Source organism: Bradyrhizobium sp. JHI2711 (genome assembly GCF_056156565.1).
The window spans coordinates 1401040-1414639 of record NZ_JBPZPT010000001.1; the positions used below are offsets into that span (position 1 = coordinate 1401040).

Annotated in this window: 11 protein-coding genes; 4 read left to right on the forward strand and 7 right to left on the reverse strand. The window is 64.4% G+C overall.

The window, feature by feature from the left end:
- Positions 1 to 17: 17 nt before the first annotated feature.
- Positions 18 to 221, forward strand: a complete 204-nt coding sequence (locus ACTEK7_RS06820; RefSeq protein ID WP_036022214.1) for a DUF1289 domain-containing protein — start codon at positions 18 to 20, stop codon at positions 219 to 221.
- 28 nt (positions 222 to 249) lie between these two features.
- The gene (locus ACTEK7_RS06825; RefSeq protein ID WP_036001607.1) at positions 250 to 804 is read left to right on the forward strand and encodes a TIGR02281 family clan AA aspartic protease; all 555 of its coding nucleotides are present in this window, start codon (positions 250 to 252) and stop codon (positions 802 to 804) included.
- Positions 805 to 909: 105 nt separating this feature from the next.
- On the opposite strand, the gene dusA is transcribed toward ACTEK7_RS06825, so the two are convergent.
- The 4 genes from dusA to ACTEK7_RS06845 all read right to left on the reverse strand — a co-directional run bounded on the left by dusA (position 910) and on the right by ACTEK7_RS06845 (position 7399).
- Complete coding sequence (gene dusA / locus ACTEK7_RS06830; RefSeq protein ID WP_225126024.1) at positions 910 to 1896, reverse strand: tRNA dihydrouridine(20/20a) synthase DusA; 987 nt, start codon at positions 1894 to 1896, stop codon at positions 910 to 912.
- A 1245-nt stretch (positions 1897 to 3141) separates the two neighbouring features.
- Positions 3142 to 4440, reverse strand: a complete 1299-nt coding sequence (locus tag ACTEK7_RS06835) for a lysine N(6)-hydroxylase/L-ornithine N(5)-oxygenase family protein (RefSeq protein ID WP_036001610.1) — start codon at positions 4438 to 4440, stop codon at positions 3142 to 3144.
- A 22-nt stretch (positions 4441 to 4462) separates the two neighbouring features.
- Entirely contained in the window at positions 4463 to 5524 is a 1062-nt protein-coding gene (locus ACTEK7_RS06840; RefSeq protein ID WP_225146537.1) for a GNAT family N-acetyltransferase, read from the reverse strand.
- A 177-nt stretch (positions 5525 to 5701) separates the two neighbouring features.
- Positions 5702 to 7399, reverse strand: a complete 1698-nt coding sequence (locus ACTEK7_RS06845; protein WP_225146536.1) for a cyclic peptide export ABC transporter — start codon at positions 7397 to 7399, stop codon at positions 5702 to 5704.
- A gap of 222 nt (positions 7400 to 7621) precedes the next feature.
- On the opposite strand from ACTEK7_RS06845, the gene ACTEK7_RS06850 reads away from it, so the two are divergent.
- Positions 7622 to 8755, forward strand: a complete 1134-nt coding sequence (locus tag ACTEK7_RS06850) for a siderophore-interacting protein (RefSeq protein ID WP_225146535.1) — start codon at positions 7622 to 7624, stop codon at positions 8753 to 8755.
- A complete protein-coding gene (locus ACTEK7_RS06855) occupies positions 8752 to 9603 on the forward strand; it encodes an ATP-binding cassette domain-containing protein (RefSeq protein ID WP_225146534.1) in 852 nt (283 codons plus the stop codon). Before ACTEK7_RS06850 ends, ACTEK7_RS06855 begins: the two co-directional genes overlap by 4 nt.
- A gap of 6 nt (positions 9604 to 9609) precedes the next feature.
- Here the strand turns inward: ACTEK7_RS06855 and fhuB are convergent, their stop codons facing one another.
- The 3 genes from fhuB to ACTEK7_RS06870 form a co-directional block, all read right to left on the reverse strand.
- A complete protein-coding gene (fhuB, locus tag ACTEK7_RS06860) occupies positions 9610 to 11616 on the reverse strand; it encodes a Fe(3+)-hydroxamate ABC transporter permease FhuB (protein WP_225146533.1) in 2007 nt (668 codons plus the stop codon).
- Positions 11603 to 12535: an ABC transporter substrate-binding protein gene (locus ACTEK7_RS06865; protein ID WP_225146532.1), complete on the reverse strand. Its 933-nt coding sequence runs from the start codon at positions 12533 to 12535 to the stop codon at positions 11603 to 11605. The genes fhuB and ACTEK7_RS06865 overlap by 14 nt, the downstream gene beginning before the upstream one ends.
- Positions 12536 to 12616: 81 nt before the next feature.
- On the reverse strand, positions 12617 to 13597 hold the full coding sequence (locus tag ACTEK7_RS06870) for an alpha/beta hydrolase (RefSeq protein WP_225146531.1): 981 nt from the start codon (positions 13595 to 13597) through the stop codon (positions 12617 to 12619).
- Between the last annotated feature and the right edge of the window lie 3 nt (positions 13598 to 13600).

The window sequence follows — 13600 nt, forward strand, 5'->3', positions numbered from 1 at the left end:
TCCCTCACTATGTCCGTATGAGCAAAGAAACGCCGTGCGTCGCCGTGTGCATGATCGATCCCAAGACCAAGCTGTGCTTCGGCTGCGGCCGCACCTTGCCGGAGATCGCACGCTGGCACGCCATGGAGAGCGCGGACCGGCGCGCGATCATGGCCCTCTTGCCGGAGCGCATGACGGAAGCCGGACTAGTGCCGATCGCTGGATCCCCAAAGCACGTCTGATCCGCCTGCGTGCCCTTGGAGGCGCGCGATGATCCGCTTCCTGCTCGTCCTGATCATGCTCGCCGGCACGGCAGGTGCCGTCGTCGCCTATGGCGATCCCGACCAGATCGCGCGCGCCAGCCACAAGGTCTCGCATATTTTTCGCGCACAAGCCGCCTCCCCGGCGCCGGCCGTGCAGATCCCGCGTGGCCAGGGCGGCGAATTCACGCTGCGCGCGAAGATCAACGGCGTCACTGCGCCGATGGTGATCGATACCGGCGCGACGTCGGTGGTGCTGACCTGGGAAACCGCAAGGGCGATCGGGCTGCCGCTCGAGATGCTTGAATACGACGTCGATCTCGAGACCGCAGGCGGCCACACCAAGGCAGCGCGGCTCACGCTCGACCGTCTCGCCGTCGGCAAGCTGGTCGAGAAGTCGGTGCCGGCCCTCGTCGTGCAGCGCGGCCAGATGAAGACCAATCTGCTCGGCATGAGCTTCCTCGACCGGCTGGAAAGCTGGGGCGTGCGCGCCGACACGCTGATGCTGACAGGGTATCCGGAGCAGCAGCGCAGTCCCCGCCGCGCGCGTACGGCGGTCGACTAAAGCGCGATGCGATTAGGATGAATCGTCTCGCGCTTTAGGCTGTTGTTTGAACATGATCTTTTCGGAAAACCGCTGCGCACTTTTCCGGATCATGCTCCCGCTCATTCAGGCCGCCTCAGCCGGCGCGCGGGCCCCGACACACGTAATCGCCTCGCGCAGCACGTCGAGACCGGCGCCGGGCTTCACACCCTGCTCGGCCAGATGCCGGCGGAACGCACGCGCGCCGGGCACAGCATGAAATGCGCCGACGAAATGCCGCGTGATCGCGTGCAGCCGCGTGCCGTGCGCGAGCTGCTCTTCGATGTAGGGCATCATCGCCTCGAGCGCGTCCTGCATGGTGGCGTGCGGCGCCGGCCCTCCAAAGATTTCGTGGTCGACCGCGAGCAGCCGCCACGGCTCCTGATAGGCGGCGCGGCCGAGCATCACGCCGTCGACATGGGCAAGATGCGCCTTTGCCTCGTCGATGCTCCGAACGCCGCCGTTGATGATGACGGGCACATCGGGCATCGCGCGCTTGAGCCGGTAGACGCGATCATAGTCGAGCGGCGGGATATCGCGGTTCTCCTTCGGCGACAGGCCGTTGAGCCAGGCCTTGCGGGCGTGCACGATCAACGCATCGCTGCCCGCGGCGACCACCGCACGCGCGAGCGCATCGAGCGCGACCTCCGGATCCTGATCATCGATGCCGATGCGGCACTTCACCGTGACGGGAACGGCGACCACGCGCTTCATCGCGTCGACGCACCTCGCCACCAGCTCCGGCTCGGCCATTAGACAGGCGCCGAAACGGCCATCCTTCACACGATCGGACGGGCAGCCGACATTGAGATTGATCTCGTCATAACCGAAGTCCTCGCCGATCCGTGCCGCCGCCGCGAGCTCGCGCGGATCCGATCCGCCGAGCTGAAGCGCCACGGGGTGCTCGACCGCGTCGAACCCAAGCAGCCGCACCCGGTCGCCGTGAATGATCGCGCCGGTCGTCAGCATCTCGGTATAGAGCAATCCCCGCCGCGTCAGGTGACGGTGGAACACCCGGCAATGCCGGTCGGTCCAATCCATCATGGGGGCCACGGAAAAGCGATGAGACAACATATGGATCATATAGACTTTCGAGCCCCCGACGGGAATAGCGGATTTCATGACCGTGCCGGGCCCGATGGCACGCTCTGCGAGCCAATCGGCGCGGGGAAGGCCGGCGCCAGACCAGACGGCAAGCGGTTCGCGGCAGCACGGCGCGCCGCCGCGCTCGAACGCGTACACGTCGAACGCGACCAGTCCGCTGCCAGCGAGTAGCGCGCGAAGAGCATGCTCACTCACGTGGGCCGTCGGAAGATTTGCCTTGATCTCCCGGTGCACATGTCGTGGACACGCCCCCTAACCAACATGAGAGATCGAAAGCGAAATCAAGCGCGCTATTGCAGCGCAGGCTGCTCCAATCACGTCGCCATGCAGCAAATCTGTGCAGCGTGGTTGCGCCTGATCAGATCAGCTTCGCCACTCGGCCGTCCTTACTTGCTTGTAGCGGGCCGCGAGGATTGGCGTACGCCGCGGCGCTACACCAAGCTCAAGCAGCAGCTCGCCCGAGCACTCGGGCGAGCTCGCTGGCTTCGACAGGGAGCGCCGGTCCAATGCACAAGCTCGTGAGACAGCGTCTGAAAACAATCGACCTGCTTTGCGCCCACGCATGTACCGCCTTAGCCACCAGCCGCCCGCGTGAAACGCGAGGGCAACGCCGATAAGGGGAGAGAACGAACGTTTCCTTTCCGAACGGAAGAACGTCGGAACGCAAAGCGGCAGATGACGCTATCGAGACTCTCATTCACGTCGCGCATGCGGTGTCCGTGAAAGGCCATCCAGTTCTCGATGCGACGCATGCCTGAACGTCCCAAGCCCGGCTGCGCCAGGAGCTCGGCCTTGGTGTGAAGCGACGCAATCTCGAGGAGGTAGTGCATGCGCGTCACGGGCTCTCTGCCAACCAACGCCGCAAGCGGACTGTGAACCAGAATGCCTGCAATTCGCTCAGGGAGAAGGCTTTGCCCCTGCTTGGGAACGAGAGCTTTCCTCACGGTCAATTCCAGCTAGACTTTCAGAAATTCCAAGATCGTTCTAAGAACTCCTCTAGCAAAGCCAATCGGCGTTGTCTCACACGTACACGCTGCGGTTGATCTCGATTAGACAGGTTCTAGATCGGGGAACCCCAAAGCGACAGCGGAACACGCCTGCAGGGTGACCGCGAGAACGCCGGCTATTGTGTAATGAGAACGGGACGATTCGTGATGCGTTTCAATCTCCATCCGCGCAAGGCTTTTGGAGCTGCGATCTCTCCCGGATCGTGTTCTAGGCGATGAGTTCCCGGCGCGAGATTGTCGAGAGCAGAGACTCCGCAATCTCCTGCGACCGCACGGCAATCACCGAAAGCAGCGTGTCGCTCAGACCGTGAGAGGATTCCGAATAGCCCTGGAGGTGGATCTGCGGCCGGAACGCCGGATTGATCACGAGCCGGTAGTTGCGATCCAGCGCCGCATCGCGAATGTAGCGGCGGATCGGTTCGAGAAACCCGTGCGGCGTCTCCCTGTCGTATCCCGTCGCCAGCACGACCACGTCATAAGTCGAACGACGGTTTTCGCCGCGGAACTTGTCAATCACGCCGATCTCGATGCCGTCCGGTCCCGCATCCACATTGGAAATCTCGCTGCGGGGACGCAACATGACCCTTGTGTCGCCACCGACGCGCTGCTGGTAGAGCAGCCGATAAAGCTGGTCCAGCAGGTCGGCATCGACGACGGCGTAGTTGGTGTTCCGGAAGTTGCGGACGATCGCATCCCGCCGCTCGGCAGGCTGCGCGTAGACGAAGTCCGTATAGTCGGGGTTGAAGATCTCGTTGACGAAGGGACTGCTGTCGGACGGCTTGAGAGCATGGCCGCGGAAGATCAGATCGATATGCGCTTCGGGACATCGGCCATGAAGATCGACCGTTACCTCGGTCGCGCTCTGTCCGCCACCGACGACGGCCACACGCACGGACCGGCCGCGCGGGACAACGCGCTCGATCAGGTCGAGATAGCGGCTGGAATGCAGCAGCCTGCGATCGTCGGTAGCCTTGGCAAACACCTGCGGAACATAGGGCTGGCCTCCAACCGCGACCACGAGATTTCGCGCCAGCCGCACGGTCTCCCCGCCGGCGAGCGAGCGCGAATGCACCCGCAACGACGTCACCGTCTGCCCGGCCGTCACCGGCTCGACGGCGACGATGGTCTCGCCGTAAGCGGCCTGCGACTTGAAATGGCTCGCCACCCACTGCAGGTAATCGTTGAACTCGACCCTGCTCGGATAGAACGTCCGGCAGTTGATGAAATCCAGTAGGCGGCCGCGCTTATGCAGGTAGTTCACGAAGGTGAAGGGACTGGTCGGATCGCGCAAGGAGACCAGATCTTTGAGAAACGATATCTGCATGTCGCTGCCCGGAAGCAGCATGCCGCCATGCCAGGTGAAGTGCGGCTGCTTCTCCACGAACAGCGGCGTGCATTTCAGCCGTGATCGCTTCGCGCATTCGTCCAATGCGATGGCGAGCGCGAGATTGGAAGGCCCGAATCCGACGCCAATGACGTCGTGCTCGATCGCAAGTTGATGGGACATGAAGCCGCGCTCCGCTTGCGCTTTAAGACGAGACCGTTGGGCCGGCGGCTGCCGGAAGCCAAAGCCGATCGCCGAAGAAGCGCTCGCGCAACAGCATGACCAGGGTCGCGCGCTTATGGGGAAAGTTGAAGTTCTTGATCCTTGCGAATCCCGAGCGCTCGAGATTGCGAAGCTGCTGCGTATGCGCCGCCGCCGGCTCCCCGACGATCCGCTGCGTGCGGCAATCGTCGAGGAACATGTAGTGCATCAGAGACGGCAGCCACGCGCTGATGTAACGAGCGCCGCGAAAAGCGTCCTCGCCCACGACCACGTGCCATCCCCGGTCATAGTCGTCGGCATCATAGAACGGCGCAATGCGATTTTCCTTGGCCCAATAGAGCTCGAAATAGCCGAACGGCTGCTCGCCGAAGCAGCCGATCAACGGCAGCATATGAGGATCGGCCAGAATGCCGGCCAGATATCGCCGATGCTTGCCGAGATCGCCCGCCTCGTTCCAGAATGCATCGACGCGAGGATCGTTCATCCAGCGGTGCAACAAATGGAGGTCATTCTCGAGATCGGCCACGCGAAACGAGATGACCTCCGACAGCCAGGGAATGAAACGACCGTACACCTTTCCCGCCGGCTTTGCGGCGCGGCGCGGATGGCGCTTGCCGTCCGTCATGACGTGGAGTTGCGGCAATGGCGGTCGCCCGGGGTTGACCAGCCAGTTGTCCCGCCGCTGCATCACCAGTTCGGGCAGCAGCACCAGTCGCCCCTCGGACATGATGGCAAGACCACTCTCGGTCAGCTCTCGTGCAAGCGGCGCTCTTCCAGCGAAGTCCAGAACAAGTCGATCGGCGCCAGGTCGCCAGGCAAACAGCGCCTCGGCGGACGCCGACACCGCCCGTGCCGCAACCTCGCGGTCGTCCGAGGCATTCAGGATATCGAGGTGATCGACGCGCTCGCGCAGACGCAGTTCCAACGCGGTCACATCGGCGGCGACGACGCGAAGGCGATCGCCCTCCTGGAAAACGGTCTGAGCGGAATATGGGCCGACCGGGAACGCACGAGGTCCGGTCCCGGAATCCGAAGCCTTGTTCATCCGGCCCTCGCATCTCGATCATCGTTGAGGCGTGGTGTAGATCACTCGCCTACAGGCTGACAAGGAATGCGCGCACACGCAGATTAGATTCTCTACAAATCTGACGGCCTGTCGCAAAACGGGATCGTATGCCGTCATTTGTGCGACAGATGGCGCCAGCGGCTCGCTACAATGTGTCTAAAGCGGCGCATCGGTTGGAACTGCGGAAGGCCCAGCGACGTTGCTGGCCCTTGCCTCGCTTGCGACGATCTTGCCGTCGCGCAGCCGCACCAGATGATCCGCAATCCCGAAATAGCGATCATCGTGTGAAATCACGATGATGGTCTTTCCGAGACGCTTCAGATCGGGCAGCAGCTCCGTATAGAAGATGTGCCGGAACGCCGGATCCTGATCCGCGGCCCATTCGTCAAACACGAGCACGGGTCTTTCCTCGAGCCATGCATTCATCAGCGCCAATCGCTTGCGCTGTCCGGTCGACAGGTCCGTCGTCGTGAACACGCCGTTCTCGACCGAGACCTTGTGCGCGACCTCCAGCCGCTGGAGATAGCGTTCCGCCACATCAGGAACCACGCCCTCTCCACGAATGAGATCCTCAAACAGATAATAGTCGGAGAAGATGGTCGTGAAGAGCTGGCGGTAATCGTCGCGTGTCTCCGTCAGGACCGGCGAACCGTCGCGCAGCACGGCGCCGCCATGCGGAGCATAAAGGCCCAGCAACAACTTGATCAGGGTCGTCTTTCCGCTGCCGTTCTGCCCCACGACGAAGACGATGTCGCCTTGCCGAACGAACAGATCAACCGGCCCGAGGACAAAGGGATCGCTGCCCGGCACGGCGCGAAAAGCATAGGTTACGCCGCGGAGCTCGATGGATTCGATGGCGGTCTTGCCGGGTGCAGCGGGCGCACTGGCCAGCAGATCGTGCTCGGGGCTCGAGAACTGCCCCGAGAGCTCCGCAATGCGGCGCATCGCGACCTGGGCGCGACCGAGCGCCGGCAGGATGCCAATGACCTGGTCAATAGGCCCGCGCATAAAGAGCAGCACCAGCACGAACCCGCTGGACACCGCAGCGGGACTGTCGGGCCACAGGAACGGTCGCAAGGTCAGCGCCACGCCGATCACGACGAAGAACAGCATCGTCCCGAACGCCCGCGCCGTCACGAACAGATTGATCGACCTGATCTGCACCGAGCTGATCCGGTCGACGGTCTGCTGGAGCTGCTCGACATAGACGCGCCGACGGCGCACCCGATTGAGGCGCAACTCCTTGGCACCTTCGGCGATCGCGCGATATTGCTTGTGCAGCTGATCTTCGGCCTCTCGCGCGGTGCTGAAGCCGCGAACGCCGCGCGTCCTCGCATATCCATGCGCCAGCGATCCCAGCACGATGACGACTCCCGTGATCAGGAAAAGCTGCCAAGACAGCACCGCCAGGTAAACCATGCAGCCGAGCGCGATCACGAGCGACACGAAAAAGGACGAAAAGAAGAACGCGAAATCGCTGATCGTGTCGACGTCCTGCGTGAGAACCGGGATCAGGCGATGCGTCCGGTAGATTTCGAGCTGATCGATCGGCGCAGCCAGGATTTTGGCGGCGAGCGACTTACGAAGCTCGGCGATGATCCGCTGTCCGACAAAATTGGCGCTGATGTCGGCGCCAATGGAACCGATCAGGATCAGAAGGCACAGGCCAGCGAAGGCGAAAAACAGCGTTACCACGTCGGCCTGCGTGGCATAAAGCCCATGATTCACGACCGCGAGCAACGCCGCGACGGAGGCACCGCCGACCACTCCGAGAACGCTGCCGCCGAGCACGAGTGGCCAGTAGGGCCGCAGGAGCTGCAGGATCTGCGTCGTCAGGCCGCTTCGTGAGTTCATGATGAGAGCCGCGCTGGAGGAGACCTGAAGCGAACCTATATGGGCGGACAAGCCGTGCCGAAGTGATGCGAATACATGATGGCAGCACCGCAACTCCAGCGGTTATTTTCGCTGCTCTTTCGATGGATTCTAATTTGGGATCGGCAATGCCTTTAATATGATGCGGGTAGTATCGCTTTTGCATCGCAGCCGGCGAGCGAGCAGGATTTTTGATCCAGAGCCGTGCCAGGCCGCGACATCCGGACATTTGAAGCGCTTGCAGGCTGGCATCGGACAGGCCGGTGGAGAATGAGTTTGGACTTGCTGATCTCCGAAACCCGCATCGCGCTTCCCGACGCCGCCGGCCTCGCCGCGCGGATGATCGATCATCTGGCCGAGCATGACATCGCCTTCGAGGACCGGGACGGTCTCATGGTGGCGAAACTGCCGTTCGGCACCAGTTTCCTCGCCGTCGAGGCCGAAGCGCTCAAGATCCGCGTCGAGGCCAACGACAAGGGCAATCTGGAAATGCTGCGCTCGGTCGTCGCCTCGCATGTGATCGAGTTCGCGGGAGACATTGCCCCAACCATCATTTGGTCAGGTCACGAATCCAACGGCGGCACGCTGGCCAATTTCCGTGAAGTGCGGCTGAAGGCCGCGATCACCCTGACGCCGCACATGCGGCGGCTGACCTTCACGGGCGACGATCTCGCCCGTTTCGCGAATGACGACGATCTGCACGTGCGGCTGTACTTCCCGCCCGAGGGCCTCGCCAAGCCCGAATGGCCGTGGCCCGCGCCCGACGGACGCATCCTGTGGCCCGAGCCCGACCGCAGGCCCGTCACCCGCTATTACACGATCCGCCGCATCGACTTGCAGAGCCGCGAGATCGACATCGACTTCGTGGTCCATGATCATGCCGGGCCGGGCTCGGCGTTCGCCGTGAACGCGACGGCCGGCGCCATCTGCGGCATGGCCGGCCCGCTCGGCCGGGGCATTCGTCCGGCGCGCTGGGTGCTGCTGGCGGGCGACGAAACCGCCCTGCCCGCCATCGCGCGAATTCTGGAGACGCTGCCCGCGACGGCGACGGGTGAGGCCTTTATCGAGGTCGCGGATCGGCGCGAGGAAGTTCCGCTGGTCGCCCCGGCCGGGGTAGCAATCCGCTGGTTGCATCGCGAGGGCCGTCCAGCCGGGACGACGCAGCTCCTGGTCGACGCCGTCAAGGCGGTGCGATGGCCGGACCATCGGGACGTCTTCGCCTGGATCGCGTGTGAGGCGCAGGCGCTGAAGGCCCTGCGCAACCATCTGCGCGATGAGCGAAAGCTTTCCCGCGACCAGCTTCTGGCCGTCGCCTATTGGAGCCTACGCCAACCATGACGATCCAACACGCGCAGACGAGCGAAAGGACGCTCGCCTTGCCCGACGTCACGCAGGCCTCGCTGGAAGCGCCCGCGCCCTTGTTCCAGCTCGACCAGGTCGGCTTCGCGGTGGCCGGGCGCGCGCTGCTCGAACCGCTGACGCTATCCCTTCCCGCACGCAGCGTCGTCGGGCTGATCGGCCATAATGGCTCCGGCAAATCGACCTTGCTGAAATTATTGTCGCGCCAGCAGCCGAGCTCGTCGGGAACGATCCGTTTCGAAGGCCGCGCACTGCGCGCCTGGAGCGATCGGGACTATGCCCGCAAGGTCGCCTACCTGCCGCAGCAGACGCCGCCCGCCGCCGGCATGCTGGTCAAGGAGCTGGTCGCACTCGGTCGCTATCCCTGGCACGGCGCGCTCGGACGGTTCGGTGACATCGACCGCGAGAAGGTCGCAAACGCCATGGCGTTGACCCATATCGAACCCTTTGCGGATCGCCTGGTCGATACGTTGTCGGGCGGCGAGCGCCAGCGGGTGTGGATCGCCATGCTGGTTGCGCAGGACGCCGAGTGCCTGCTGCTTGACGAGCCGACCTCGGCGCTCGACATCGCTCATCAGATCGAAGTGCTGTCGCTGGTCAGACAGCTCGCCCGCGAGCGCAGTCTCGGCGTGGTCGTGGTGCTCCACGACGTCAACATGGCCGCCCGCTTCTGCGACGAGATCATCGCGCTGCATTCCGGGAAGCTGATCGCGCGCGGCACACCGGACAAGATCATGACGCCGGCCGAGCTCGAAACCATCTACGGCATCCCCATGGGCGTGATGCCGTCGCCGGACCATGGCCATCTCATCAGCTTCGCGCGGTGAGCGCCGTCAACCGCGCTGCGGGCGCAGCAGCCAGATGAGATAGGGTCCGGCAAGCATCATGGCGAAGATGCCGGCGGGCATCTGGAACGGGAAGATCACCATGCGTCCGGCCCAATCCGCCGTCACCATCAGGATCGCCCCGATCAACGCGGCCAGCGCCGCCTGATGCAGCGCGCGCTGCGCCCCCATCATCCGTGCCATATGCGGCGCGATGAAGCCGACCAGGCTCAGAAGACCAACCATCAGCGTGGCCGTCGCCGTCAGCAACGCCGTCAGCAGCATGATGATGACGCGGCTCCGCGTCAGCGAGATGCCGATCGAACGCGAGGTCGCAGGCCCCAGCGGCAGGATATCAAGCCAGCGGGACAGCATTGGCACCATGATCAGCAGAACGAGCGCCGCGGCGGCGAGGATTGCGGCCTCGGCCGGGCCGATCTGGTAGAGCGAGCCTGTCAGCAGCGACAGCAGCGTGCCGATGCGGGGATCGCCTGTCGCCAGCGCCATGGCAATGATCGCGCCGAATGCCGCGCTCATGGCGACGCCTGCCAGCAGCACGCGCTCCGGACTGAACTCGGACCGCCGGCTGAACAGCAGCACCAGCGCCAGCACGATGAAGGCGCCGATCCCGGCCGCTGCAATCTGCTCCAGCCTGGTGTGGGCGGGAAAGAGATAGAGCAGAACGATCACGCCCATCGCGGCGCCATAGCTGATGCCCATGACCTCCGGCGCGGCCATCGGGTTTCCGGTCATCCGCTGCAGCAGCGTGCCGGCGACCGCCAGCGTCGCGCCAGCTGCCAGCGCCGACACCACGCGCGGCCAGCGCCACGGCCAGAATTCCTGCAAGCCCGACAGGCCGCTCCAGCGCCAGCCGTCGGAGCCGACCCCGAGGCCGAGTGCGATCCAGACGGCAAGCAGCAGCAAGACGAACGCGAACAGGATCACGCGCCAGGGATGATCGAGCCGCGCCGGAACGGATGGCGTGAGGTTTCCCATCGGCATGGCGGCCCGCAGCCGCGGCAGCAGCACGAGCAACATTGGCGCGCCGATCAGGGCCGTCACCGCACCGGCCGGCATTTCGCGATAGCCGGGCGGGATCAGAAGCACGAGCTGATCCGTCAGCCACAGCAGCAGGGCGCCGCAAAGTGGCGCCCAGATCAGCCGGTCGCGAAAGCGGCGCGCGCCTGACAGCATGACGATGGCCGGCGCGGACAAACCGACAAATCCCATGACGCCGACCACGCTGACGACCGACGCGCTGAGCGCGATCGCGATGACGAGCGCGAAGACCCGGGCCCTCGTCAATCCGAGGCCCAGATTGCGCGCGGTCTCGTCGTCGAAGCCGAGCAGGGTCAGCGGACGAACCATCGCCGCGATCAGCACGATCGAAATCAGCAGCCGCGGCGCCAGGAAGGTGACGTTGCTCCAATCCTGCTGATTGAGGAAGCCGGCGCCCCAGATGAACAGACCGATCAGATATTCGTGGTTGAGCAGCACCAGCGCCTGGGTGGTCACCGCGCAGTAGTAGCTGACGATCAATCCAGCGAGCACCAGGACGACGGGCGACAGCGCACGCTTCCAAGTCAGCCCGAACACGCACAGGAACGCAGCGAACCCGCCGCACAGCGCAATCCACTCGCGGCCGAAGGCCAGCAGCGACGGCGCCCACAGCGTCGTCACGGCCAGCGCAAGATAGGCGCCGTTCAGGACGCCGATGGTGCTCGGCTCCGCAAGCGGATTGCGCAACACCTGCTGAGAGACCGTGCCGGCAAGACCGAGGGCTGCGCCGGCCAGCAGCGCCACTGCGATGCGCGGAAAAACGGTGTAGTGCACGAGCATCTGCTGGGGATCGGTGACCTCGGGCCGCCACAGCACCGGCAGCCAGGCGCCCGCGGGCAGATATCCGGACAGGTTGCGCCAGGTCAGCGCGGCCGCGGCTGCCAGCAGCAAGCCGATCAGCACCGCCGGATGCATCTCCAAGCCGGACCGGGCCGGCAGTGCCTCAACCTTGCTCATGGCTTTCCCGCGGCAGACGTTCGGCGAGAAGGCGGGCGAAACGTTCGGCCGCCGGCACGCCGCCATAGAAAAATTGATTACCCAGGACCGTCAGCCGATGCGACCGAAGAGACGGCAGGGTTTGAAGCACAGGGCTTGCTTTCAGCAGCGCTTCGACATCGGCGACCCGCGAGGTCATCAACACCAGCCGCGCGTCCGGAACCGCGGCGAGCACTTCGAGCCCAACACTGGTATGGCCCCATGGGCCGCTCTGTCCGGTCCAGGCATTCCTCAATCCGCACTGATCGAGCACCTCCTGATAGAGGCTGTTCGGACCGAACACGAGCGCGCGGTTGCGCGCGATCTCGCTGACGAGATAGAGCGGCTTGCCGCCGCGACCCCGGAGCCGCTCACGATAGCCGGCCATGGCGACGTCGAAACGGGCGAAATAGGCTTCGCACGCCGACTGCACCCCGAGGCGTTTGGCAAGCTCCAGCGTCGAATGGCGCGCCGTGTCGAGAGGATGCCCGCCGGGTCTGAAGATCGTGAACGTTTCGACCGGCGCGATCAGCTTGAGCCGGGGGACGGCGGCCGCAATGCTGGGATCGATGACGATGATGTCGGGCGCGAAGCTCTGCAGCAGTTCGAGATTTGGCTCCGAACGCAGACCGATTTCCTGAACCGCGGACGGAACGGGCGGCTCGACGACGAGCCGGCCATAGCGCTCGATCTCCGGAATCACCAGCGGCACGACGCCGAGCGCCAGGATCGTCTGGGCACAGGCCCAGCCGAGCGCGGCGACCCGGGGCCCGGATTGCGATCCAGCGGTTTGGGCAAACGCCGTGGGCCATGGACCCGCAAGGGCCGTGCCTCCGATCGCTGCGCCCGCGCCGAGGAGCGCACGGCGGGACAGCCTATGGTCTGGAATAGAGGTGCTCATGGGATCCGTTCAGGCGCCTCTCGCAAAGAGGCCGCGAGAGATGATGATCATGACATACTTTGGCTCACGCTGCATTCCATGTCAGGCCCCGTTTTCGCCAGCGGCGAGAAAGGCCTTGGCCAGCGCCCGCCCGATCGCCGCCCTCGCCTGCAAGGCATCGGCCACGACATTCCCCATGCGCAGGAATTCATGGATCATGCCGGGATAAACGTGCAGATCGACGGGAACACCGGCCGCCGCCAAGCGGGCTGCATAATCGTTTCCCTCGTCCACCAGCGGATCGAACTCGGCGAGGACGATGCATGCGGGAGCGAGGCCTGACAAATCATCCGCTGCGAGCGGCGCGAAACGCCAATCGTCGCGATCCGACTCGTCGCGGAGATATTGCCGGAAGAACCAATCGACGGTGCTACGCTCCAGGAGATGGCCGGTACCGTAGCGCTGGTAGGATGCGGAGGTCTGTCGAGAGCTGAGACCAGGATAAGCGAGAATCTGAAGCACCGGCTGCGGAAGGCCCCTGTTTGTCCTCGCCTCGATCGCGAGCGCGGCGGCAAGCGTTCCGCCGGCGCTGTCGCCGCCGACGGCGACCCGGCGCGGATCGAGGCCGATCGCGCGGCCCTCGAGGCCAATCCAGGCTAGCGCGTCGACCGCATCCTCGAAAGCGGTCGGAAACTTGTGCTCCGGTGCGAGCCTGTAGCCGACCGAGAGCACGGCCGCACCGCTGTCCTTGGCGAGGCCGCGGCACAATGGCTGATGCGAATCGAGGCTGCCGACGACGAAGCCGCCGCCGTGCATGTAAAGAAGAACCGGAATGGGAGTGCGTTCGCTCGGCTGCGCGCTCGCATAAAGCCGCGCCTCGATGATCGCGCCATCCCGCACCGGCAGCGACAAACGCCGCTCGTAGGCAAGCGCCGGCGGATCGACGTCGAGCAGCGGCGAGGACGCATCGAAATCGGCCCGCGCCTGCGCAGCAGTCAATTGCGGAAACGGAACGCGCGCGCCGCTTTCGGTGCCGGCCTGCACCATCTCGAGCAATGCCGCGATATCTGGATCAAGACTCAAAGG